Source organism: Streptomyces sp. NPDC005774 (assembly GCF_042871645.1).
Classification (GTDB): Bacteria; Actinomycetota; Actinomycetes; order Streptomycetales; family Streptomycetaceae; genus Streptomyces; species Streptomyces pratens.
The window spans coordinates 15,634-39,185 of the sequence record NZ_JBIAIV010000007.1 but is presented as its reverse complement, the minus strand read 5'-3'; the positions used below and the strand labels follow the sequence as shown (position 1 = coordinate 39,185).

The 23,552-nt window shown below is 72.3% G+C and carries 15 protein-coding genes and 1 pseudogene; 11 read left to right on the top strand and 5 right to left on the bottom strand.

Translation table 11 applies throughout. The features are described from left to right. Nucleotides 1–44 precede the first annotated feature (44 nt). Nucleotides 45–1,173: pseudogene (locus ACFYQA_RS08955) on the bottom strand (adenosine deaminase). A gap of 98 nt (nt 1,174–1,271) precedes the next feature. On the opposite strand from ACFYQA_RS08955, the gene ACFYQA_RS08950 reads away from it, so the two are divergent. Continuing rightward, nucleotides 1,272–2,198 carry a hypothetical protein gene (locus ACFYQA_RS08950; protein ID WP_388914117.1) on the top strand — a complete coding sequence of 309 codons (927 nt, stop codon included), beginning with the start codon at nt 1,272–1,274 and terminating at the stop codon, nt 2,196–2,198. A 423-nt stretch (nt 2,199–2,621) separates the two neighbouring features. Here the strand turns inward: ACFYQA_RS08950 and ACFYQA_RS08945 are convergent, their stop codons facing one another. Further along, nucleotides 2,622–3,248, bottom strand: a complete 627-nt coding sequence (locus tag ACFYQA_RS08945; protein WP_388914079.1) for an NADAR family protein — start codon at nt 3,246–3,248, stop codon at nt 2,622–2,624. A gap of 201 nt (nt 3,249–3,449) precedes the next feature. Between ACFYQA_RS08945 and ACFYQA_RS08940 the strand changes: the two genes are divergently transcribed. The 7 genes from ACFYQA_RS08940 to ACFYQA_RS08910 all read left to right on the top strand — a co-directional run bounded on the left by ACFYQA_RS08940 (nt 3,450) and on the right by ACFYQA_RS08910 (nt 11,227). Continuing rightward, nucleotides 3,450–4,985: a gamma-aminobutyraldehyde dehydrogenase gene (locus ACFYQA_RS08940; RefSeq protein ID WP_388913696.1), complete on the top strand. Its 1,536-nt coding sequence runs from the start codon at nt 3,450–3,452 to the stop codon at nt 4,983–4,985. Nucleotides 4,986–5,033: 48 nt separating this feature from the next. Further along, entirely contained in the window at nt 5,034–6,281 is a 1,248-nt protein-coding gene (locus tag ACFYQA_RS08935; RefSeq protein WP_388913693.1) for a PotD/PotF family extracellular solute-binding protein, read from the top strand. Nucleotides 6,282–6,285: 4 nt separating this feature from the next. Further along, nucleotides 6,286–7,452, top strand: coding sequence for an ABC transporter ATP-binding protein (locus ACFYQA_RS08930; protein ID WP_388913690.1), 1,167 nt, complete (start codon nt 6,286–6,288; stop codon nt 7,450–7,452). Further along, on the top strand, nt 7,452–8,390 hold the full coding sequence (locus ACFYQA_RS08925; protein WP_388913687.1) for an ABC transporter permease: 939 nt from the start codon (nt 7,452–7,454) through the stop codon (nt 8,388–8,390). Before ACFYQA_RS08930 ends, ACFYQA_RS08925 begins: the two co-directional genes overlap by 1 nt. Next, nucleotides 8,390–9,190, top strand: coding sequence for an ABC transporter permease (locus tag ACFYQA_RS08920; protein WP_388913684.1), 801 nt, complete (start codon nt 8,390–8,392; stop codon nt 9,188–9,190). The genes ACFYQA_RS08925 and ACFYQA_RS08920 overlap by 1 nt, the downstream gene beginning before the upstream one ends. A 5-nt stretch (nt 9,191–9,195) precedes the next feature. Further along, nucleotides 9,196–10,599 (top strand): NAD(P)/FAD-dependent oxidoreductase, encoded by a 1,404-nt coding sequence (locus ACFYQA_RS08915; RefSeq protein ID WP_388913681.1) that lies wholly within the window; start codon nt 9,196–9,198, stop codon nt 10,597–10,599. Nucleotides 10,600–10,771: 172 nt separating this feature from the next. Next, complete coding sequence (locus tag ACFYQA_RS08910; RefSeq protein WP_388913679.1) at nt 10,772–11,227, top strand: hypothetical protein; 456 nt, start codon at nt 10,772–10,774, stop codon at nt 11,225–11,227. Nucleotides 11,228–11,670: 443 nt separating this feature from the next. On the opposite strand, the gene ACFYQA_RS08905 is transcribed toward ACFYQA_RS08910, so the two are convergent. Continuing rightward, nucleotides 11,671–12,306, bottom strand: a complete 636-nt coding sequence (locus ACFYQA_RS08905) for a phosphatase PAP2 family protein (protein WP_388913676.1) — start codon at nt 12,304–12,306, stop codon at nt 11,671–11,673. Between the two features lie 477 nt (nt 12,307–12,783). Next, entirely contained in the window at nt 12,784–14,118 is a 1,335-nt protein-coding gene (gene gabT, locus ACFYQA_RS08900) for a 4-aminobutyrate--2-oxoglutarate transaminase (protein ID WP_388913673.1), read from the bottom strand. Nucleotides 14,119–14,473: 355 nt separating this feature from the next. Between gabT and ACFYQA_RS08895 the strand changes: the two genes are divergently transcribed. The 3 genes from ACFYQA_RS08895 (at nt 14,474) to ACFYQA_RS08885 (ending at nt 20,079) form a co-directional block, all read left to right on the top strand. After that, entirely contained in the window at nt 14,474–16,612 is a 2,139-nt protein-coding gene (locus ACFYQA_RS08895) for an ATP-binding protein (protein WP_388913670.1), read from the top strand. Between the two features lie 246 nt (nt 16,613–16,858). Then, on the top strand, nt 16,859–18,481 hold the full coding sequence (locus tag ACFYQA_RS08890; RefSeq protein ID WP_388913667.1) for a PucR family transcriptional regulator: 1,623 nt from the start codon (nt 16,859–16,861) through the stop codon (nt 18,479–18,481). Nucleotides 18,482–18,618: 137 nt separating this feature from the next. Further along, nucleotides 18,619–20,079: an aldehyde dehydrogenase family protein gene (locus ACFYQA_RS08885; RefSeq protein WP_388913664.1), complete on the top strand. Its 1,461-nt coding sequence runs from the start codon at nt 18,619–18,621 to the stop codon at nt 20,077–20,079. A gap of 158 nt (nt 20,080–20,237) precedes the next feature. On the opposite strand, the gene ACFYQA_RS08880 is transcribed toward ACFYQA_RS08885, so the two are convergent. Further along, nucleotides 20,238–23,204, bottom strand: a complete 2,967-nt coding sequence (locus tag ACFYQA_RS08880) for a glycoside hydrolase family 3 C-terminal domain-containing protein (RefSeq protein WP_388913661.1) — start codon at nt 23,202–23,204, stop codon at nt 20,238–20,240. Nucleotides 23,205–23,552 lie beyond the last annotated feature (348 nt).

The following is a 23,552-nucleotide window of genomic DNA, read 5'->3' as shown; positions in this document are numbered from 1 at the left end:
TGCCGGTTCACGGGACGACCGGTCCACCGCGGCGGAGGACGGAATCACCGCAGCGGCCGGGAGGCGAGCCAGGACGTGGTGTAGGCGTCGATCTCGGCCGCCAGCCGCGCCTTGGCCGGCTCGTCCAGGAACGACGCCTCCACCGCGTTCTTCGCCAGCGCCCCCAGACCTCGCTCGTCGAGGTCCAGCAGCCGCGCGGCGATCGCGTACTCGGTGTTGAGGTCGGTGCCGAACATCGGCGGGTCGTCGGAGTTGACGGTGACCAGCACGCCGGCGCGGACGAACTCCTTGATCGGGTGCTCATCCAGGTCGGCGACCGCGCGGGTGGCGATGTTGGAGGTGGGGCACACCTCCAGCGCGATGCGCCGCTCGGCGAGGTGCGCGAGCAGTTCGGGGTCCTGGGCGGCGCTGGTGCCGTGCCCGATCCGCTCCGCGCGCAGGTCGACCAGGGCGTCCCACACCGTCCCGGGGCCGGTGGTCTCCCCGGCGTGCGGCACCGAGCGCAGACCCGCGGCGATGGCCCGGTCGAAGTACGGCTTGAACTGCGGCCGGGGCACCCCGATCTCGGGTCCGCCCAGGCCGAAGGAGACCAGGCCCTCCGGGCGCAGCCGGTCGTCGGTGGCGAGCCGGGTGGTCTCCTCGGCGGATTCCAGGCCGGCCTCGCCGGGGATGTCGAAGCACCAGCGGAGCACGGTCCCGAACTCGGACTCGGCCGCCTTGCGGGCGTCCTCGATCGCCTCCATGAACGCCCGCTCGTCGATCCCGCGGCGGGTCGACGAGAACGGGGTGATCGTCAGTTCGGCGTACCGCACCTGCTGCCGGGCCAGCTCACGCGCCACCTCGTAGGTGAGCAGCCGGACGTCCTCGGGTGTGCGGATCAGGTCGACGACGGACAGGTACACGTCGATGAAGTGGGCGAAGTCCGTGAAGGTGAAGTAGTCGGCGAGCGCCTCGGGGTCGGCGGGGACCTTGGAGTCGGGGTGGCGGGCGGCCAGCTCCGAGACGATGCGGGGGGAGGCGGAACCGATGTGGTGCACGTGCAGTTCGGCCTTGGGCAGTCCGGCGATGAAGTCGTGCGGGCCGCTGCCCGCCTCGGCGGACGCGGCGAGGCGTTCGGTCATGGTCCCTCCGGGAGCGGCGTCCCCGGCCGGGGTGCGGCGGGACGCGGGTGATCGGCTGATCGGTGGATCGGGGATCATCGTAGGCCGGGCACGCACGGGGCGGGGGCGGGCCGTACGATGACGGGACGTTCGACGGAGGGGGTCCAGCGTATGTCCGACGACGCGCAGGCGCCGGAAGCGCGGGGGAACCCGGTGGGCGGTACTCCGCCCCGGGACCCGCATGCTCATGACGACGTCTGGGCGGCGCCGGCCGACAGCAGGGCCGCGCAGGCCCAACCGCCCCAGAGCCCGCCGCGGGACGTGGCGCCACCCGAGCCGACCCAGGTGGACCTCGGCAGTCGGGGCACGACCGGCCCGTTGGGCTCCGCCGGAGTCATCGATCCGTTCGCTCTCCCGGAATTCGACCCACCGGCCCCCGCCCCGAGTAGGCCCGGTGCGGCCGGCACGCCCCCGTCCTCCGGCACCCCGTCCGCTCCCTCGGCGTCTTCCGCGTACGACCAGCGGACGGTCACGTCCTTCCCCGCGACGGGCGCCCCGGCCACCAACCCGGTCTCGCCGTCCGGCCGGCCCTGGGCCGACCCCTCCGTCCCGTCCGCCCCCGCAACGCCCGCCGGCCACGGCGCCGCGGTCCCCAACCCCTTCGCGCCCCTGGCCGCCGAGCCGGTCCCGCCGCCGCCCATCGCCCCCGGCGGCCCCGGCCAGGCGCCGTACGGCTATCCGGGCGGCCCTCAGGGCGGTTACGCCCACTCGGCCGTGCAGCCACAGCCGCCCGGTCACGCCGGTATGCCCGACCAGGGCTACTACGGCTGGACCGGCATGCCTCCGCAGCCCGCCAACGGCATGGGCGTCACCGGACTCGTGCTCGGGATCATCTCGGCCGTCGTCTTCTGCTTCTGGCCGCTGGCCATCGGGCTCGGCGTCCTCGCCGTGATCTTCAGTGCCCTGGGCCGGGGCAAGGCCGCCCGCGGCGAAGCCACGAACCCGGGCCACGCCCTGGCCGGTCTCATCTGCGGCTGGGCCGGCATCCTCCTGGGTGCCTGCTTCGGCGTCCTCGTCCTCACCACGCCCTACTGGTAGGACTCTCGTCCGGACCATGCGGGGCTCACAAGCCCCGGTGCCCGATCCGGCCCCACCCTCACGGAAGGCCCCAAGACCTCAGCCCACGCCCCGGCCCTCACCCTCGTCGAGGACCGGGCCCGGCCGGCACGCGCGACCTCCGTGAGGGCCGCGAGACGGACCTCGCCCCGTGCGCCCGGCCCGGACCGACCCCGGTCACCGCCCGTCCCCGGATGCTCGTGGTGTCGCGTCGGCCCGCATCGGGCGGATTTCACCCGGTCACATGGTCGGGCGCGGTCCCGGTGCGCCGGTCCGGCCGCCGATCGGCCCTTGCGGTGCCGTCCGCCGCTGGATGGGTTCCACCCGGCCCCGGACGGTTGTCGTCCGTCCGCCCGCCCGCCCGGCGGCCGGGTCCTCACCGTGGCGGCCCCGGCCCCGGACCGCTCACGCCTTTGCGCCGGTCCCGGCCTCCCGGAGGCGGATGCGGGCCTGCATCAGGGCGAAGCCCAGAAGGTTCGCGCCGCGCCACTGGGCGGGGTCCGCCGCCCTCTCGTTCTTCGCCCCGAGCCCGATGCCCCAGACGCGGTCCCTGGGGCTCGCCTCGACCAGGACGCGGTCGCCCGTGTTCAGCAGGAAGGCGCGCAGGTCCGCGTGGGCCGCGAACTTGTGCGTGCTGCCCTCGACCACGACAGGGAACCGCTCGCGCCGCCAGGTCGCCTCGTCGAAGTCCCGGACGAGCCGGCCCTCCTTCTTCGCGTCGGCGGGGTGTTCCGCGGCCAGGATCTTCCGTTCCGCCTCCGGATCTGCGAATATCCGGGCCTTGGCCGCCATCATCCAGTGCTCGGCGGTCGCGTAGGTCACGCCGTCCACCGTGAACGGCGAGGGCCACCACTGGCTCAGGCAGTTCGCCCCGATCCGGCCGTCGGGGAGCGGCTGGTGCCCCCAGAAGTGCAGGAACTTGATCTGCTCCCCGGTGCTCAGCGCCTCGATCAGGGCCTCCCGGGAATCGATCACCCCGGCTCCCATCGCAGTCCCAGCGCTCTCCATGACCTTCTCCGCCTCCGTGTTCATCCCCATGTGCGCGAGTTTTGCAGGCAGCACTGACAACCGGCCTGTCCTTTCGGTGCTCGCACGGCACTCCGTCGACAGATTTCGTCGCTTAATCAAATGGAAACAACGGAATCACTTGTTGGCGTCGTGTGCCTCTGTCAGGATCGGCACTCAAATCGAGCCGGCGCCACGTCGCCCCCTCGGGAAACGGAGGAGAGCGACATGCAGCACCCCGGCAACGCCGCCCCGGAACGATTTCCGGCCCAGGAACGATTCGCCGACGGGGCGCAGTTCGTCGCGGGACGCCTGGCGAAGGGCACTTCGGGCCGTACGCACACGGTCGTCGACCCGGCCACCGGCGAGGACGTGTACACCTACGAACTCGCCGGCACCGACGACGTGGACGCGGCCGTCGCCGCCGCGCGGAAGGCGTTCGGGGCATGGGCCGGTGCCACCCCGGGCGATCGGTCCGACGCGATGCACCGGTTCGCCGCCGTGGTCGCCGAGCGTGCCGAGGACTTCGCCCGCGCGGAGTCCCTGCAGTGCGGCAAGCCCCTGAAACTGAGCCGGGAGTTCGACGTCCCCGGAAGCATCGACAACATCGCCTTCTTCGCCGGTGCGGCCCGGCACCTGACGGGCCAGTCGGCCGGTGAGTACTCCGGCGACCACACCTCCTACGTGCGCCGCGAACCCATCGGCGTCGTCGGTTCCGTCGCACCCTGGAACTACCCCCTCCAGATGGCCGCGTGGAAGATCCTCCCGGCGATCGCCGCGGGCAACACGATCGTCCTCAAGCCCGCCGAGATCACTCCGCTGACCTCACTCCTCTTCGCTCGGGCCGCCACCGACGCCGGCATCCCGGACGGCGTGATCAACATCGTCACCGGCACCGGCCGGGAGGCGGGCGAGCACCTCGTCGGCCATCCCGACGTGGCCATGACCTCCTTCACCGGCTCCACCGCCGTGGGCAAGCGGGTCGCCGCCGTCGCCACCGCCACCGTCAAGCGCGTCCACCTCGAACTCGGCGGCAAGGCGCCCTTCGTCGTCTTCGACGACGCCGACCTCGACGCCGCCGTCAACGGAGCGGTCGCGGGCGCGCTCATCAACACCGGTCAGGACTGCACGGCCGCCACCCGCGCGTATGTGCAACGGCCCCTCTACGAGGCGTTCGTGGAGCGCACCGCCGCGCTCATGGAGACCGTGCGGCTCGGCGACCCCTTCGCCGCCGGGACCGACCTCGGCCCGCTGGTCTCGCACGCGCAGCGCGAGAGGGTGGCCGGCTTCGTCGACCGGGCCCGCGCCTACGCGCGCGTGGTGACCGGCGGTCAGGCTCCGGGCGGGGAACTCGCCGCCGGCGCGTACTACCGGCCCACCCTGATCGCCGGTGCCCCGCAGGACAGCGAGGCCGTGCAGGCCGAGATCTTCGGACCGGTGCTGGTCGTTCTGCCCTTCGACACCGACGACGAGGGCATCGCGCTCGCCAACGACACGCCGTACGGACTCGCCGCCTCCGCCTGGAGCCGGGACGTGTACCGGACCGGCCGCGCCACGCGCGAGATCAGGGCCGGGTGCGTGTGGATCAACGACCACATCCCGATCATCAGCGAGATGCCGCACGGCGGCTACAAGGCGTCCGGCTCCGGCAAGGACATGTCCGCGTACTCGTTCGAGGAGTACACCCAGCTCAAGCATGTCATGTTCGACACCACCGCGGTGGTCCGCAAGGACTGGCACCGCACGATCTTCGGGGACCGATAGCAGCCGGGCCGTCCGACCCACGGCCCACTCCCGAAAGGCACCACGCGTATGAAGCAGTACGAGCCCGACCGCCTTTCCCCGGCCCAGGCGGCCGCCATGCGGCGCGGCTTCCGCAACGGCAGGGCGGCCCTGTCGCGCCGGTCCCTGCTGCGCGCCTCCGCGGGCGGCGCGCTCGCGTTCGGCGGAATCGGGGCGCTGAGCGCCTGCGGCATACCCCCGGCGGGAAACACCGAGGGCGGCGTATCGGCCGAGGACCACTCGGAGAAGGACAAGAGCATCGCCTTCTCCAACTGGACCGAGTACATGGACGTCGACGACAGCGGGCGCGAACACCCGACGCTGGACGCGTTCACCGGGCGGACCGGCATCAAGGTCACGTACACCGAGGACATCAACGACAACACCGAGTTCTTCGGCAAGATCAAGCCGCAGCTCGCCGCCGGCCAGGACACCGGCCGCGACATCATCGTCCTCACCGACTGGCTGGCCGCCCGACTGATCCGGCTCGGCTGGGTGCAGAAGCTGGACCCGTCCCACCTGCCGCACGCCTACGCCAACCTGTCGCCGCAGTTCCGCAGCCCCGACTGGGACCCGGGCCGTGCCTACTCCTACCCCTGGCAGGGCATAGCGGCCGTCATCGCCTACAACAAGAAGGCGCTCGACGGCGTCGAGGTGAAGACCCTCTCCGACCTGCTGGACAACCCGAAGCTCAAGGGGCGCGTCGGCCTCCTCACCGAGATGCGCGACACCATGGGCCTGGCCCTGCTCGACATGGACAAGGACCCGGAGAAGTTCACCGCCGACGACTACGACGCGGGGATAGCCCGCCTCCAGAAGGCCGTCGACAAGGGCCAGGTCCGCCGCTTCACCGGCAACGACTACACCTCCGACCTCAGCAAGGGCGACTTCGCCGCATGCGTCGCCTGGGCCGGTGACATCGTCCAGCTGAAGGCGGACAACCCGGACATCGACTTCCTGATCCCGGACAGCGGCTACATGATGTCCAGCGACAACCTGATGATCCCGAACAAGGCCCGGCACAAGGCCAACGCCGAGCGGCTCATCGACTACTACTTCGAGCCGCGGCCGGCCGCCGAGCTCGCCGCCTACATCAACTTCGTCTGTCCGGTCGACGGAGTGAAGGACGAGCTCGCGAAGATCGACGAGGACGCGGCGAACAACCCGCTGATCCTCCCCGACAGGGCCATGCAGACCAAGTCCCGTGCCTTCCGCTCCCTGAGCACCGAGGAAGAGACGGCATTCGAAGCGAAGTTCGCGAAGCTCACGGGGGCGTGACGAGATGAAGACGACGCACGACACGGCCGCCCACGGCGGAGACGTCCGCCTCACCGGCCTCGGCAAGACCTACGGCGCGTTCACCGCCGTCCACCCCCTCGACCTGACCGTGCCCGAGGGCTCCTTCTTCGCCCTGCTCGGCGCGTCCGGCTGCGGCAAGACCACCACCCTCAGGATGATCGCCGGCCTGGAGGAACCCACCGCCGGCACCGTCCACCTCGGCGACCAGGACGTCACCGCGCTCCCGCCGTACAAGCGGCCGGTGAACACCGTCTTCCAGTCCTACGCCCTCTTCCCGCACCTCGACATCTTCGAGAACGTCGCCTTCGGTCTGCGCCGGCGCGGCATCAAGAGCGTGAAGAAGCAGGTCGGGGAGATGCTGGAACTCGTCCAGCTCGGCGAGCAGGCCCGCAAGAAGCCGCACCAGCTCTCCGGCGGCCAGCAGCAGCGGGTCGCCGTGGCCCGCGCCCTGATCAACCACCCGAAGGTGCTGCTGCTCGACGAGCCGCTCGGCGCCCTCGACCTGAAACTGCGCCGCCAGATGCAGCTGGAGCTCAAACGCATCCAGACCGAGGTCGGCATCACCTTCGTGCACGTCACGCACGACCAGGAAGAGGCCATGACCATGGCCGACACGGTCGCCGTGATGAATGGCGGCCGTGTCGAGCAACTCGGCCCGCCCAGCGAGCTGTACGAGAACCCGCGCACCACGTTCGTCGCCAACTTCCTCGGCACGTCCAACTTCATCGAGGCCGACGTCGACACCAGGTCGGGCGACGACATCGTGCTGAAGGCGGGCGGCGGCAAGCTCGTCCTGCCCTCGGCGCGCAACAGCGGCCCCACGGCGACCGGCGGCAAGGTGCTGCTCGGGGTGCGCCCGGAGAAGATCTCCCTCGTCCACGCCGACGACGCCGGACACATACCCGAGGGCCGCAACCGGATCACCGGCCGCATCCGCGACTCCAGTTACCTCGGTGTCTCCACCCAGTTCGTCGTCGACAGCCCGGTCTGCACCGCGTTCGAGGTCTACGTCCAGAACATCGACCGCGACCACCGGCTGGCGCCCGGCGCCGAGGTCGTCCTGCACTGGAACCCGGCGCACACCTTCGGTCTCGACGCCGCTCAGGATGCGGACGCCGGTGTGGAAACCGTCGGGGAGGAGGCCGTCTGATGGCCACCGTCACCCAGTCGCCGCCACCCCAGTCACCGCCCCTCGCGCCGGCCCCGCAGGCGAAGCCACCACGGAAGCGGGGCCGCCGGACGCCGTACCTGCTCCTGCTGCCCGGCCTGCTGTGGCTGTTCGTCTTCTTCGCACTGCCGGTGATCTACCAGGCCTCCACCTCCGTCCAGACGGGCTCCCTGGAGGACGGCTACGAGGTCACCTGGCACTTCGCCACCTACTGGGACGCACTGTCCGCGTACTGGCCGCAGTTCGTCCGCTCGGTGCTCTACGCGGCCTCCGCGACCGTGCTGTGCCTCGTGCTCGGCTACCCGCTGGCGTATCTGATCGCCTTCCGCGCGGGACGCTGGCGGAACCTGATCATGATCCTGGTGATCGCGCCGTTCTTCGCCAGCTTCCTGATCCGCACCCTCGCCTGGAAGACGATCCTCGCCGACAGCGGCCCCGTGGTCGAGATCCTCAACGCGCTGCACGTACTGGACGTCACCTCCTGGCTCGGCTGGACCGCCGGCGACCGGGTGCTGGCCACCCCGCTCGCCGTCGTCTGCGGTCTGACGTACAACTTCCTGCCGTTCATGGTCCTTCCGCTCTACACCTCCCTGGAGCGCATCGACCCCTGGCTGCACGAGGCGGCGAACGACCTGTACGCCAGGCCCTCGACCACCTTCCGCAGAGTCACCCTCCCGCTGTCGATGCCGGGCGTCGTCTCCGGCACGCTGCTGACCTTCATCCCGGCCACCGGCGACTACATCAACGCGGACCTGCTCGGCTCCACCGACACCCGCATGATCGGCAACGTGATCCAGACGCAGTTCCTGCGCGTCCTGGACTACCCGACGGCCGCGGCGCTCTCGTTCATCCTGATGGCCGCGATCCTGTTCGCGGTCACGTTCCACATCCGCAAGTCCGGCACGGAGGATCTGGTGTGATGACCTTCGTCAACCGGCTCAAGCGCCGTCTCGTCGTCATCGCGGGACTGCTGACGCTCGGGTATCTGCTGCTGCCGGTCGTGGTGGTGGCCGTGTTCTCGTTCAACAAGCCCAAGGGCCGCTTCAACTACGAGTGGCAGGAGTTCTCCACGGACGCCTGGAGGGATCCGTGCGGGGTCTCCGGCCTGTGCGGCTCGCTGTCGCTCAGCCTCCAGATCGCGCTGTGGGCCACTCTCGGCGCCACCGTGCTCGGCACCATGATCGCCTTCGCGCTGGTCCGCTACCGCTTCCGCGCCCGCGGCGCCGTGAACTCGCTGGTCTTCCTGCCGATGGCGATGCCCGAGGTGGTCATGGCGGCATCGCTGCTGACCCTGTTCCTCAACATGGGCGTCCGGCTCGGCTTCTGGACGATTCTCATCGCCCACGTCATGTTCTGCCTCAGCTTCGTCGTGGTCGCCGTCAAGGCACGCGTGATGTCGATGGACCCGCGCCTGGAGCAGGCCGCCCAGGACCTGTACGCCGGTCCGGCCCAGACGTTCCTGAGGGTCACCCTGCCGATCGCCGCCCCCGGCATCGCGGCGGGCGCGCTCCTCGCCTTCGCCCTGTCCTTCGACGACTTCATCATCACCAACTTCAACTCGGGTTCCACCGTCACCTTCCCGATGTTCGTCTGGGGCTCCGCGCAGCGCGGAACCCCGGTACAGATCAACGTCGTCGGTACGGCCATGTTCGTCGTCGCCGTCCTGCTGGTGCTGGTCTCCATGACCGTCGGCAACCGCCGCAAGCGGCAGAAGGCGTGAAGACCATGAGCCGTTGGACGAAATCCCTCGCCGATGCCCGGCCGACCGCGTACTGGCTGGACGACCCCGGCCGGCCGGAGCCCCGGCCCGCCCTCACCGGCGCCGAGACCTGCGACCTGCTGGTGGTGGGCGGCGGATACAGCGGGCTGTGGACGGCACTGATCGCCAAGGAACGCGACCCGGACCGGGACGTCGTCCTGGTGGAGGGGCGCGAGGTGGGCTGGGCCGCCTCGGGCCGCAACGGCGGATTCTGCGCCGCCTCCCTCACCCACGGCCTGGCCAACGGCCTGGCCCGCTGGCCCGACGAGATCCACCGGCTGGAGCGGCTGGGCGCGCGCAACCTCGACGCCATCGAGGAGACGGTCGCCCGCCACGCCATCGACTGTGCATTCGAACGCACCGGCGAACTCGACGTCGCCACCGAGCCCTACCAGGCACGCGAACTGCGCGACTGGTACCGGGAGATCGACCGCCGGGGCCTCGCCGACGGCGTCGACCTCCTCGACACCGACGCGGTCCGCGCCCAGGTCGACTCACCCACCTTCCTGGCCGGCCTCTGGGACCGCCGGGGCGTGGCCATGCTCCACCCGGCGAAACTCGCCTGGGGGCTCAAGCGGGCCTGCCTCGACCTCGGCGTCCGCGTGTACGAGCACACCCCCGCCCTCACCCTGCGCCCGTACGGCGCCGGGATGTCCGTCCGCACCCCCTACGGGCAGATCCGCGCCCGCACGGCCGCCCTCGGCACCAACATCTTCCCCAGCCTGGTCAGACGGGCCCGCGCCTACACCGTCCCGGTCTACGACTACGCCCTGATGACCGAGCCGCTCACCGACGCCCGACTGGCTTCTGTCGGCTGGAGGAACCGGCAAGGGCTCGGCGACAGCGCCAACCGGTTCCACTACTTCCGGCTGACCGCCGACCAGCGCATCCTGTGGGGCGGCTACGACGCGGTCTACCCGTACGGCGGGCGGGTGCGGGCCGAGTACGACGACCGGCCCCGGACGTACGCGAAGCTCGCCGACCACTTCTTCACCTGCTTCCCCCAGCTGGAGGGGGTCCGCTTCACCCACGCCTGGGGTGGCGCGATCGACACCTGCTCCCGCTTCTCGGCGTTCTACGGCACCGCCCACCGGGGCAGGGTCGCCTACGCGGCCGGCTTCACGGGACTCGGCGTCGGCGCCACCCGTTTCGGCGCCGAGGTGATGCTGGACCTGCTGGCGGGGGAGCGCACCGAGCGCACGGAGCTGGAGATGGTGCGCAGGAAGCCGCTGCCGTTCCCGCCCGAGCCCTTCGCCTGGACCGGCATCGCGCTCACCAAGTGGTCGCTGGCGCACGCCGACAGCCACGACGGCCACCGGAACCTGTGGCTGCGGACGATGGACAGGCTGGGACTGGGCTTCGACAGCTGAGAACGTTCCCGGTGGCGTGGCCGGTTTTCGACAGTGGTGACCGGATGTCGACGGGCGTGAGCCGGTTCACTCCCATCGGGTGCCGAAACCCGCGTAATGCCCGGCGGAAAGCTTCCTCTCCTCCTCATGACGCGGCCTTCCCGCGTCCACGGCAGAGAGGCAGGCGTTTGTGATGACAGGGACGAAGCCGGCGGTCGAATGGCTCTCCTCGGTCGCACCCGACCCCGAGGCGTGCCGCTGGGAGTGGGAGCGCAACCCGTACGGGGTGGCGCTGCTGCCGGCCGGCAAGGCGTGGGACGTGCTGATCCTGCCGGGCGAGCTCGGCTACCCCACGCTCGACGTGCTCACCCGCATCCTCGACCAGCCCGGTCCGGTGCTGGTCGACTTCGGTGACGCGCGGATGGGCTTCCTCGTGCCACCTGGCACCGCGGCCCGCTGGATCGGCACCGGCATCCGCACGGCGGGCGACGGCACCTGGATCGTGGTGCCGTATCCGGGCCGCTCGTCGGCCGGCGGGACGCGCTGGCTGTTCCCGCCGGACGGCTCGGGCACGCTCACCGATCCGGCCCTGCTCGAACTGGCCATGCACGAGGCGGCGGCGGGGCTCGCCGGGCGGGAGGAGGCGTAGGAATTGTCAGACAGGTCCTGGCCGACAGGGCGACGGGTCAGTGGCTGAGGCGTTGACGGGCTGATGGGTCCGGATCGGCTCGAAGGCGCTCCGCCCTCCGCCTTTCTCCTCCCATTCCCCCATGCCCAAAGGCAGGTGCGGATCGCCGCAGACCGTTTCGGCCGCTCGGTCCTTCCGCCGTGTCCGTCACCGCGGCTCCCGCCGCGTCCGGTATCTCGTCGGCCGCCCGTGCGGCCGAAGCGGACCTCGTATCAGGAACGGCGGCTTCGCGTCCGGTCCCGGCAACCGGGCCCCTTACGGCCGGCGCCCATGTGAACCCGCCGGCCCGCAGCGGTGGTCCGGCGCGCGGGGCGACCCCGGCAGGTGCCGGCGACGCCCGGTGCGCGCAGACCGTGACCCGTGCGGCCGGACTCCCCGCACGAGCCCCCCGCACGCGTCCGCGGCTACTTCGCCCGAGAGGCCGGCTGCCGATCCGCGGTCGGCGGACGGCTGCTCCGGCCGGCCGACAGCCACAGACAGATCAGCACCACCGACCCCAGGCACCAGCCGGCCACCACGTCCAGCGGCCAGTGGTAGCCCCGGCGCACCAGGCCGTAGGAGGCGCCGGCGACCAGGGCGGCACAGAGCAGCAGGAGCGCGCGGCGGACCGCCGGTGAGCGCAGCAGCGGGACGAGGAGCAGGACCGCCGCACCGTACGCGACGATGGCGGTGGCGGTGTGGCCGGAGGGGTAGTAGCCGACCGCCGGAGGCACGGCCGGGGTGCCGGGGCGGTCGGCCCAGGCCTTCAGGGGCAGGACGAGCACCGGCACCAGGACCATCGCCACGGCTCCGGCCGCGGGCGGCAGCCACCAGCGGTCCCGGCCCACGGCACGCCCCCGCCACGCGACGTACGCCAGGGCGGCCACCAGGACGGGCACGGCCACCTCGATGTTGCCGAGGTCGGCGAGCAGCTCGGAGACCCGGTCCGGTCGGACGAGTGCCCTGCTCAGCCGTTCGTCCAGATGCACCAGGGGGCCGTCGGTGACGACCTGCCAGGTGATCAGCGCGAAGACGAGAACGGGAGGCCCGAGCAGCAGCATGGTCCACAGCTTCGCATTCGCTCACGCGCGGCCGTTCGCAGTGGCAGGTCCCGGGGAACGCCGAAGGGCCAGTGCAAGGGGGGGGTGAGCACTGGCCCTTCGGGGAACGGCCTGCCGCACGTGACGCGTGGGCTGCCATCCGGATCGGAACGCCGCGCGCCCCGGGGGGTTTGGGGCGGGCGGCTGTCCGATCGTGAGGAGACCCGAAACCTGGGGGCTCCGGTTGTGTGCGCGAAGGCACGACCAGGGCGAAGCTGGGGGGGGGCCTCGGCCCGTACCGCTCACAGTTCCCTGTGAGCGGGTGTATCTCTTGTCCCGGTAGAACCTACGGCAGGGGGTGGGCCCGCGACAGGGCCAACAGGCTCCTGTCATCCACCCCGCACACGTTCTTCACACGCTCTGCCGCTCGCGCTCCGGCGGTACCGTCGGAGCGGCCCACCCGCCCCGACGGCGGATCGGATGCGCGCGAACACCTGTTCAGAGGCGTGTGAACGCCTGCTCGAGGATGTCCAGTCCCTCGTTCAGCAGGTCCTCGCCGATGACCAGCGGCGGCAGGAAGCGCAGGACGTTGCCGTAGGTGCCACAGGTCAGGACCAGCAGGCCCTCCTGCTGGCAGGCCTTGGCCAGCGCGGCCGTCGCCTCCGCGTTCGGCTCCTTGGTGGTGCGGTCCTTGACCAGTTCGATGGCGATCATGGCGCCCCGGCCGCGGATGTCGCCGATGAGGTCGAACTTCTCGGCCATCGCGGTCAGGCGGGCCTTCATGATCGCCTCGATGTTCTTCGCCCTGGCGTTGAGGTCCAGCTCCTTCATCGTCTCGATGGCGCCGAGCGCGCCCGCGCAGGCCACCGGGTTGCCGCCGTAGGTGCCGCCGAGGCCGCCGGAGTGGGCCGCGTCCATGATCTCGGCGCGTCCGGTCACGGCGGAGAGCGGAAGCCCGCCGGCGATTCCCTTCGCGGTCGTGATCAGGTCCGGGACGATGCCCTCGTCCTCGCAGGCGAACCACTGGCCGGTGCGGCAGAAGCCGGACTGGATCTCGTCGGCGACGAACACGATGCCGTTGTCCGCGGCGAACTCGCTGATCGCGGGCAGGAAGCCCTTGGCCGGCTCGATGAAGCCGCCTTCGCCGAGGAGCGGCTCGATGACGATCGCGGCCACGTTCTGAGCGCCGACCTGCTTGGAGATCTGGTCGATGGCCTGGGCGGCGGCCTCCGGGCCCGCGTGGTCGGCGCCGGTCGGCCAGCGGTAGCCGTAGGCGACCGGAACGCGGTACACCTCGGGCGCGAACGGGCCGAAACCGTGCTTGTAGGGCATGCTCTTCGCGGTCAGCGCCATGGTGAGGTTGGTGCGGCCGTGGTAGCCGTGGTCGAACACCACGATCGCCTGCCGCTTGGTGTAGGCCCGCGCGATCTTGACGGCGTTCTCGACGGCCTCGGCGCCGCTGTTGAACAGGGCCGACTTCTTGGCGTGGTCGCCCGGGGTCAGCTCGGCGAGCGCCTCGGCCACGGCCACGTACCCCTCGTACGGCGTGACCATGAAACAGGTGTGCGTGAAGTCGGCGAGCTGGGCGGCGGCACGGCGCACGACGGCCTCGGCGGAGGCGCCGACCGAGGTCACCGCGATGCCCGAGCCGAAGTCGATCAGCCGGTTGCCGTCGACGTCCTCGATGATCCCGCCGCCCGCGCGCGCGGCGAACACGGGCAGTACGGAGCCCACGCCCTGGGCGACCGCGGCGGTACGGCGGGCCTGCAGCTCCTGCGACTTCGGGCCCGGGATGGCGGTGACGACGCGGCGCTCCTGCGGAAGTGCGGTCATGAGGGGCTCCTGGGGGTGTAACGGACACGTGCCTTCTTTTCTCGCAGGTTAGGGCGGGGAGGGGAGACTGGGCATGCTCCATGTGGGCGTTGTCCGGGGGACCGGGTTGTCCGGTGTGGACATAGCGGGGGACCGGGGCAGGGGAAAGGCGGCGGATGTGACGGGTGGGCCGGGGCGAGGCGGGCGGGCGGCGCGCGGTGACGGCCCAGAACCGCGCGGGATTCGGCGCGGACCCGGCACCGTGCGAAGTGCCGTCGTGGCCCGACCCGGCCGGGTGAACGGTGAACTCGCCCTGCCGGGGCGTTAGATTGGCTCGCTGACGGTGAACGGCGCGGCTGCTCAGGGGGCAAGGGCGATGGACGGCGACGGGACGCAGGACGCGCGGGGTACGCATGCGAACCCGGTGCCGCGCCCTGCCGGGCCACCGGAGGTGCCCTCGGCGCCCCCGAGGCCGGCCAGGGCACCGGGCATGCCACCCCTGCCGGACGGGTCGGCGTTCCTGACCTGGCTGCGCACACCCCGCCCGGAGGCGCTGCCCGGCGTATGGCGGTTCGGCCACCGGCCGCGCCCGGAGGAGGAACCGGAGCGCATTCCGGGACGGCAGCTGTTCAGCGGGGCCCTGATCGCCTTCCTGGTGGGCTGGCTGATCTGGTCGCTGCTGTGGAACGGCTACCTGGGCAGCTGGTGGCTGCTGCCGCTGTACGCGATGATCCCCGACTCGTGGGTCGAACCCCACAGCTTCGCCGCCGTCGTGGTGGTCTACGCCTATTACGTGCTGATCGCGGGCCTCATCATGGTCGGTGTGGGCCGGCTCGGCCGCTGGGGCGAGATCTGGCGGCGCTACGGGCCACCCGCCTGGCGTCGCACCCCCCGGGCCGCCGAGCGCCCGCCGGCCCCCGAGGACGACCCCGCCACCTGGCCCGCGCTGCGTGCCGTCGGCGCCACCGACGCGGCGGACCGGCTCGCCGCCGACGCACGCGCCGGGCTGATGCGGGACGTCGACCACGCCCGCATCACCCGCGCCTGGCAGGGCGTACAAAGCGGCCGGCACCCTCTCGAGACCTTCACCGGCACGGTGCTCAGCCATGGCGCCGCCGCCTGCCCGCACCCGTCCGGCGCCCGCGACCTGCCCGCCCGGCAGGCCCGGCACGACCTGGCCACCGGGCAGGTGCGGCTCGGCACCGCCGCCGACGACGTCCGCAACCCGTACGCCTACCGGGGCGCCGGTCTCGCCCTCGGCCCCGAACTGCTGGGCACTTCCCTGGTCGCGGTCGGACCGGCCGGCTCCGGCAAGACCGGCGCCGTCGTCCGGCCGCTCGCCGAATCGCTGTGCCTGCACGCGCTCGCCGGACGCGCCGCCGTGGTCGTCGTCGGCGCCGCCGGCGTGGGAGCGGGCCCGGCCGACGCGTACGACGTCGTGGTACGGATCGGCAACCCCGACTCCATGTACGACCTCGACCTGTACGGCGGGACCACCGACCCCGACGAGGCCGCCGCCGTGCTCGCCGAGGCGCTGGTCGGCGACCTGGCCGACCCGCATCCCGGCAACGACAGCCGGCGCGCCACCACCGTCCTCGCCCAGTTGCTCGGCCCCTTCCGCGCGGTGCACGGCCGTTTCCCCTCCGTCCCCGAGCTGCGCGGTCTGCTCGACGGCTCACCCGGCCCGCTCGCCGAGCTGCGCCGGGGTCTTACGGAGACGGGGCAGGAGTCACTGCTGCGCGAACTCGACGCCCGGGAACGGCAGATGGTGCACCCCGGTGACGTCGGCGGGGTCCTCGCCGACCGGGTGGCGCTGCTCGACCGGCCGGCCTTCGCGACGTTCTTCAAGGGCGGGGGCTTCGACGCCTCCGGGCAGTCCCGGCCCTTCACCCTCAAGGCGCTGGACCACCCCGTACGGGTCCGGATCGACCTGCCCGCGCGGGGCCACGCCGACGCGTCGCGGGTGCTGGCGCGACTCGTCCTCGCCCAGTTCACGGCGAGCGTGACGGAGCGCGAGGACCGGTCCCTGTTCGCCTGCCTGGTACTGGACGACGCGACCGGCGTCATCACTCCCGAGGCCGTACGCGGCATCCAGCGGCTGCGGTCGGCCAACGCCGGGGCCGTGCTCACCCTGCGCACCCTGGACGACGTGGCGAGGCCACTGCGCGGACCCCTGCTCGGGACCGTCGGGTGCAGGATGGCGCTGGCCGGGCTCACCCCGTGGGACGGGCAGGACTTCGCCGAGGTCTGGGGCAAGGAGTGGACCGAGGCACGGGACGTCACCGACCGGCAGATCATCGCGGAGAGCCCGGCGGGCAAGGCCTGGCACGCGGTGCGGCGGGCCATCACCGGCAAGGCGCCGACCGCGCGGGCGGTCACCGTACGGCAGGTCGAGCGGGAGCGGTGGTCCGCGTCCGAACTCGCGCACGCGATGCCGGCCGGGCACGCGGTGCTGTCCCTGACCGACGTCCGGGGCGAGCACGCGCCGCCGCTGCTGGTCGACCTGCGGGGCTGAGGGGCGTGCCGTCCGCGCCGGGCGGGGTGGGGCGGAGCGGCTTCGGGCGGGTCGGTTCGCGGCGGGTGGACGAGCGCCGGGAGCGGAGCACATGTGGCGGCGCAGTGTGCATACGGTGAGGCAGAATCGATAGTGGTCGTTCATACGTGACGGCCAAAACGTCATATCGCTCACCGCCCCGGCCACCGACTCGCTCACCGCCCCGGCCACCCGACCGGCCGTTCCCGCCGCCGACCTGAAGGCGCCATGCCCCTGACGCTCGCTTCGCTCGCACACCACTCCGCGCTCAAGCTGACCGTGCGCGCGGGTGAGGACGGCCTCGACGTGCCGGTCCGCTGGGCGCATGCCAGCGAGCTGGCCGACCCGGTGCCGTACATGGAGGGCGGCGAGCTGCTGCTCATCACCGCGCTCAAGCTGGACGCGGAGGACGCGGCGGCGATGCGCCGCTATGTGAGGCGGCTGGTGGAGGCGGGGGTGGTCGGCCTCGGCTTCGCCGTCGGTGTCCACTACGAGGACATCCCCGAGGCACTGGTCGAGGCTGCGCGCGAGGAGGGGCTGCCGCTCCTGGAGGTGCCGCGCCGTACGCCCTTCCTGGCGATCAGCAAGGCCGTCTCCGCAGCCGTCGCAGCCGACCAGTACCGCGCGGTGACCGCGGGCTTCGCGGCCCAGCGGGAGCTGACCCGGCAGGCGCTGGCCGGCGGGCCCGAGGGTCTGCTGGCCGCGCTCGCCGCCCAGGTCGACGGATGGGCCGCGCTGTACGACGCCTCGGGCGCCGTGGTCGCCACGGCACCGGAGTGGGCCGGCCGGCGCGCCGCACGGCTCACGGCCGACGTGCGGCGGCTGCGGGAGCGGGCCGCGCCCGCCTCGTCGGTCGTCGCCGGGCCACAGGACGACGACCGGGTCGAACTGCACTCCCTCGGCACCGGCCGGCGCCCCCGGGCCGCGCTCGCCGTCGGCACCGCCGCGGCGCTCGGCACCGCCGCGCGGTACGCCGTCCACTCCGCCGTCGCGCTGCTCACCCTGACCACGGAACGCTCCCGTTCTCTGCACGCCGCAGAACAGCGGATCGGGGCCGCCGTCCTGCGCATGCTGCTCGCCGGTGAGCCGGACCACGCCCGCGCGGTGGCCGGACATCTGTACGGCGGTCTCCTGGACGCGCCCTTCCGGATCGTCGTGGCCGAGACGGGCACGGCACCCGCCGCCCGCGCCCAGGGCGAACCGAACGGCGACGCCCTCGGCGCCCTCGAGGAGGCCGTGGAGTCCGCCGCCGCCCGTTCCGGTGAGGCGGTCCTGGTGGTGCCGGACGGCGAGCGGCTGGTGGTGCTGGCCGCCGACGGCGGCGCGGCCGTGGCCGCGTGCCGCGACCACGCGGCCGCCCTGGAGGCCGTGCGGGGCGCCGGAGGCGCCGGGGGAGCCCACGAACCCCTCATGGGCGCCGACGAGGACGAACTGGTCGTGGGACTCTCCGCACCGGTCGGTCCCATAGCCGCCTCCGCCGCCTACAAGCAGGCCGGACAGGCGCTGTCGGTGGCCAGGAGACGGGGGCGGGTGCTGGTGGAGCACGAGCAGATGGCCGCCGGCTCCGTGGTGCCGCTGCTCGCGGACGACGCCGTCCGCGCCTTCGCCGACGGACTGCTGCGGCCGTTGAACGAACACGACGCGACCGGGCGCGGCGACCTCGTCGCCTCGCTGCGCGCGTGGCTCTCCCGGCACGGGCAGTGGGACGCCGCGGCGGCCGACCTCGGTGTGCACCGCCACACCCTGCGCTACCGCATGCGCCGGGTCGAGGAAATACTCGGCCGCTCCCTGGACGACCCGGACGTCCGCATGGAGCTGTGGCTGGCGCTGAAGGCGACGTCGTCCGACTGAGGGCCGCGATCCGCCAAAGCGGCGCGCTCGGGGAACCGACTGCTACGGCTCGGACAAACGCCCCGTCGTCGGCGCGCCCCTACGGTGGAGGCGACAGGCCAAGCACCCACCCCAACGCGGAAGGGCCGGGATTCCCCATGCCCCAGAAAGATACGGCGGCCACCCACGCCTTCTGGCTCGCCGGCCGCCAGGCCACCGGCGAGGCCTCCTTCGACGTCACCTCCCCGTGGGACGGCCGGGTCGTCGGCACGGTGAGCGTGCCCACCGACGCCCAGGTCGAAGAGGCCGTGGCCGCCGCGTACGCAGTACGGGACGAGTTCGCGGCCACCCCCGCCCATGTCCGTGCCGCCGCTCTCGACCACGTCGGCCGGCGGCTCGTCGAGCGCACCGAGGACATCGCCCGGCTGATCTCCGCCGAGAACGGCAAGCCGATCAAGTGGGCGCGCGGCGAGGTCGGCCGGGCCGTGTCCGTGTTCCGGTTCGCAGCCGAGGAGGCCCGCCGGTTCAACGGCGGAGAGAGCCAGCGGCTCGACACCGACGCCGGCGGCCAGGGGCGGCTCGCCCTCACCCGGCGGTTCCCCAAGGGCGTCGTCCTGGGCATCGCGCCGTTCAACTTCCCGCTGAACCTGTGCGCCCACAAGATCGCCCCGGCCATCGCCGCCGGTGTCCCCATCGTCCTCAAGCCCGCCCCGGCGACCCCGCTGTCCGGGCTGCTCATCGGTGAGCTGCTCGCCGGGACCGAGCTGCCGGCCGGCTCCTGGAGCATCCTCCCGGTCCCCAACGACCGGATGCCCGCCCTGGTGCAGGACGAGCGGCTGCCGGTGATCTCCTTCACCGGTTCCGAGAAGGTCGGCTACGCGATCATGGACTCGGTGCCGCGCAAGCACTGCACCCTGGAGCTCGGCGGCAACGGCGCGGCCGTCGTCCTCGCCGACTGGGCGAGCGACGAGGACCTGGACCGGGCCGCGCAGCGCATCGCCGCCTTCTCCAACTACCAGGGCGGCCAGTCCTGCATCTCCGTGCAGCGGGTCATCGCCGACACCTCTGTGTACGACAGGCTGCTGCCGCGCATCGTCGCCGCCGTGGAGGCCCAGGTCACCGGCGACCCGGCCGATGACGCGACCGACGTCGGCCCGCTGGTCAGCCAGGAGGCCGCCGAACGCGTCGAGGCATGGGTGCAGGAGGCCGTCGAGGCCGGTGCCACCGTCCTCACCGGCGGCAAGCGCGACGGCGCCTCCTACGCGCCGACCGTGCTCGCCGACGTACCGGCCGGGGTGACGATCGCCCGCGAGGAGGTCTTCGGCCCTGTCCTGACGGTGACGAAGGCGGATGGCGAGGCAGCCGCCTTCGCCGCCGTCAACGACTCCAAGTACGGCCTCCAGGCAGGAGTGTTCACCCACGACCTGCAGGCAGCCTTCCGGGCCCACCGCGCTCTGGAGGTCGGCGGCGTCGTCATCGGTGACGTGCCTTCCTACCGCGCCGACCAGATGCCGTACGGCGGTGCCAAGCAGTCCGGTGTGGGCCGCGAGGGCGTGAAGTTCGCGATGGACGACTACACCTATGAGCGGGTGATGGTCCTGACCGGCCTCGTCCTCTGAAGCAGGCGGCCGGCTCCCGGTTCTCGGGAACCGTTCCGGGGTGACCTGGCAGGTGACGCGGGAGCGTCGCCCGTGAGAGGCCCGGCACCGAAGCCTTCCGGTGCCGGGCTCCTTCGGTTTCCGCACCTGTGCGTACCTCTTCGCGCTTCTTCGTGTTCTCAGCCGGAGAAGCCGACCCGCGCGAGCCGCAGCACGCCGCGCAGCCGCAGGCGCACCTCGTGCACCCCGGCGGTGGCCACCGAGGCCCCGGTGGAAGCGAGGGGCACGCCGAGCGTGACGTAGTCGTACGGGCCCGACGTCGGGGCCGACGGGGACAGTTTGGCGAGCACCGGGCCGTCGTCGAGGGAGAGTTCGACGGTGCCCTCGCCGGAGACCTCGACGGTCACCTCCCTCGCCCCGTTCCCGAAGTCGCAGTGCCGGAAGACCAGTTCGCCTTCCTGCCCGGCCATCGGCGTCACCGCGTCGCCCGACTCCTTGGTCCGGTCGACGATCTCGGTGCCGCTCTGTTCGTCGAAGTCCGCGGCGTCCAAGCCGTGTTCGAGGACCGCGCGAGGGGCGGTGGGTTCGCCGTCGAGCGTGACGGTGGTCCACTGCCGGATGTCCGCGCTGGACGCGCCGGCCAGCAGCTCGTACCGGCCCGGCTCCACCCGCCACCGGCCCGCCGCCACGTCCCGGAAAGCGAAGGCGGAGAGGGGGAGTTCGAAGGCGACCGCGGCCGTCTCGCCGGGCGCGAGGGTCAGCCGCCGGTGGGCCACCAGCTCGCGCAGCGGACGCGGCACCGACGGGTCCACGGCCCGAGTGTAGAGCTGGACGACCTCGTCGGCCGTGACGGCACCGGTGTTGGTGACCGTGAACGAGACGCGCACCCCCTGCTCCTCGGCCCGCGCCGTCGACTCACCGTAGGCGAAGGCCGCGTACGACAGGCCGTGGCCGAAGGGGAACAGCGGGGTGCCCCCGAAGTACAGGTAGGTCTGGCGGGAGCCGATCACGTCGTAGTCGAGCAGGCCGGGCAGATCGGTGTCGTCGGCGTACCAGGTCTGCGGAAGCCGGCCGGCGGGGGAGACGTCACCGGCGAGCACCCGGGCCAGCGCGGTGCCCGCGGCCTGTCCGCCGTGCGCGGTCCAGAGCATCGCCGGCAGGTCCGTCGGATCGACCGCGTACGGGTAGGCGGAGACCAGAACCAGCACGGTGCTGGGGTTGGCGGCGCGGGCCGCGCCCAGCAGCAGCTCCTGCTGGGCGGGCAGCCGGAGCGTCGTCCGGTCCTCGGTCTCCCGGCCGTTGATGTGCGGATCGTTGCCGGCGACCACCACGACCACGTCGGCCCGTGCCGCGGCCCGCGCCACCGCCTCCTCACCGTGCTCGGTGACGATCAGCTCGAACACCTCGGGGGCCGCCCCGGCGGCTGCGTCCGCCCCGGCGGCCGCGCTCTCCCCGGCAGGGGGGTTCTCCGGGGCAACCTTCACGCCGTCGGCGGCGACCTGCACGGGGAGTCCTGTTCCCACGTGCCTGAGGAGGTGACCGCCGCCGTGCGGTTCCAGCCGGAACGTCTCCTGCACGACCCAGCCGCCCGGCTGGTCGGCGGAGGCGCGGAGGTAGCCGTCCTCGGCGACCGACAGATACCGGCCGTCCGGGGCACGCAGGGTCAGCACACCCTCGCCCCAGTCGACCAGGGCGAGTTCGGTGCCTTCCGGTCCGGCGGTGAGCGGGGCCAGGTCGGTGCGGCCCGCGAGCAGCGCCGGATCCAGCGCGCCCTCGGCGCCGCGCGCCGCCTCAGGGGTGTCGGGCGCCGGCGGGACGTGCAGGAAGGCGCCGGCGGAGGTCTTCAGCAGGACGCGGTCCACGCCCTCCGCGAACTCCACCCGCTCGGCGCCGAACCGCTCGTAGAGCCCTTCCAGGGGAGTGGAGCGGTGGATCAGGGTGCCGCTGTACCAGTCGAGCTTGCATTCGTCGGCCAGCAGGCCGACCACGGCGACACGGGTGTGTGCCGGGGCCAGGGGCAGCAGGCCGTCGTTCTTCAGCAGGACGACGGCCTGCTCGGCGGCCTCCTGCGCCAGAGCCCGGTGCTCCGGGGTGTCGAAGGCGTGCTCGTCGGCGCCCCCCTCCGCCTGCGGGGCACCGGAACCCCCGCCGTTCCCGCCGCCCCCGTACGGGTCCGCGCCCGGGTCGAACTCGCCGAGCCTGAAGCGCACCGAGAGCTGCCGGCGGACCGCGTCGTCGATCTCGGCCTCCGTCAACAGCCCCTGCCGCAGCGCCTCTTCGAGGCGCCCCACGATGACCGAGCTGTCCGTGCCGTGGTCCGTGAAACTGTCGACCCCGGCCCGCAGCGAGGCCGCGACGGCCTCCTCGTGGGTGTCGAAGTAGTGCTCGGAATCGACCAGGTTGGACGGCGCGCCGGCGTCCGAGCAGACCAGCAGCTCCTCCTCGGTCCAGGTGCGCAAGTGCTCGCGCAGATACGGCGAGACATGGTTCGGGCGGCCGTTGACCAGGTTGTACGCGGGCATCACGCCGGCCACCGCACCCGCCTCGACGGTGTCCCGGAAGGCGCGCAGATCGTACTCGTGCAGCACCCGCGGGCGGACCGAGCTGGAAGCGGTGTCCCGGGCCGTCTCGTTGTTGTGTGCGAGCCAGTGCTTGAGCACCGGCGCCGTCCGCCAGTACACCGGGTGATCACCGCGCAGGCCGCGGGTGTAGGCGGTGGCGATCGCCGAGGTGAGCCGGGGGTCCTCCGAGTAGCCCTCCTCGTTGCGGCCCCAAAGGGGGTGGCGCAGCAGATTGACGGTCGGCGCCCAGACGTTGAGGCCGACCCGCTCGTCCCGGGCACGCATCGCGCGGGCCTCCCTGGACACCGCCTCGCCGACCCGGCGCACCAGCTCCGGGTTCCAGGTCGCCCCCAGCCCGACGGCCTGCGGGAACACCGTCGCCGGCCCCATCCAGGCCACGCCGTGCAGTGCCTCCTGACCGGTGCGGAAGGCGGCGATGCCCAGCCGCTCGACGGCGGGCGTGAACTGGTGCAGGGCTCCGATCCTCTCCTTGAGGCTCAGCCGCGACAGAAGGTCGTCGATGCGCTTCGCGAACGGCAGGCGCGGATCGCGGAAAGGCGGCGTGGTCGGCGTTGGTGCGGTCACGTGGACATCCCCTTGCGGTGGAACGACGAGGCGCTTTCGAAGCGCTTCGATGCTGATTCCGAGAAGGGGTGGGTGTCAAGGACAGGGGTGGGAGCGATCGGACGACCGGCGGGATCTCGCGGGCATTTCCTTGAAGGGAGCGCGCGCATTGCGCGTGTGTGGTGGTCGTGCAGTTCCTCGGCGCACCTCCGAGGAATCTTGTGAGCAACTCTTGTGCGGCCCTAGGTGTTCACTTAACCTCGCAGCAACATCGAAGCGCTTCGACTGTGAGGCCGCCTCCCTGGCACGTTCCCTCCGAACGACCGCTTCGGCTCAGCCAGTTCCAGTGAAGACACCGCAGCCGACGGC

Bases quoted from the DNA above. Each gene is read 5' to 3' on its own strand.
- ACFYQA_RS08945 (WP_388914079.1), bottom strand. From the start codon at position 3,248: ATGAACACGGAGGCGGAGAAGGTCATGGAGAGCGCTGGGACTGCGATG.
- ACFYQA_RS08935 (WP_388913693.1), top strand. From the start codon at position 5,034: ATGAAGCAGTACGAGCCCGACCGCCTTTCCCCGGCCCAGGCGGCCGCC.
- ACFYQA_RS08885 (WP_388913664.1), top strand. From the start codon at position 18,619: ATGCCCCAGAAAGATACGGCGGCCACCCACGCCTTCTGGCTCGCCGGC.
- ACFYQA_RS08930 (WP_388913690.1), top strand. From the start codon at position 6,286: ATGAAGACGACGCACGACACGGCCGCCCACGGCGGAGACGTCCGCCTC.
- ACFYQA_RS08940 (WP_388913696.1), top strand. From the start codon at position 3,450: ATGCAGCACCCCGGCAACGCCGCCCCGGAACGATTTCCGGCCCAGGAA.
- ACFYQA_RS08890 (WP_388913667.1), top strand. From the start codon at position 16,859: ATGCCCCTGACGCTCGCTTCGCTCGCACACCACTCCGCGCTCAAGCTG.
- ACFYQA_RS08895 (WP_388913670.1), top strand. From the start codon at position 14,474: ATGGACGGCGACGGGACGCAGGACGCGCGGGGTACGCATGCGAACCCG.
- ACFYQA_RS08920 (WP_388913684.1), top strand. From the start codon at position 8,390: ATGACCTTCGTCAACCGGCTCAAGCGCCGTCTCGTCGTCATCGCGGGA.
- ACFYQA_RS08915 (WP_388913681.1), top strand. From the start codon at position 9,196: ATGAGCCGTTGGACGAAATCCCTCGCCGATGCCCGGCCGACCGCGTAC.
- ACFYQA_RS08950 (WP_388914117.1), top strand. From the start codon at position 1,272: ATGTCCGACGACGCGCAGGCGCCGGAAGCGCGGGGGAACCCGGTGGGC.
- ACFYQA_RS08910 (WP_388913679.1), top strand. From the start codon at position 10,772: ATGACAGGGACGAAGCCGGCGGTCGAATGGCTCTCCTCGGTCGCACCC.
- ACFYQA_RS08925 (WP_388913687.1), top strand. From the start codon at position 7,452: ATGGCCACCGTCACCCAGTCGCCGCCACCCCAGTCACCGCCCCTCGCG.
- gabT (WP_388913673.1), bottom strand. From the start codon at position 14,118: ATGACCGCACTTCCGCAGGAGCGCCGCGTCGTCACCGCCATCCCGGGC.
- ACFYQA_RS08905 (WP_388913676.1), bottom strand. From the start codon at position 12,306: ATGCTGCTGCTCGGGCCTCCCGTTCTCGTCTTCGCGCTGATCACCTGG.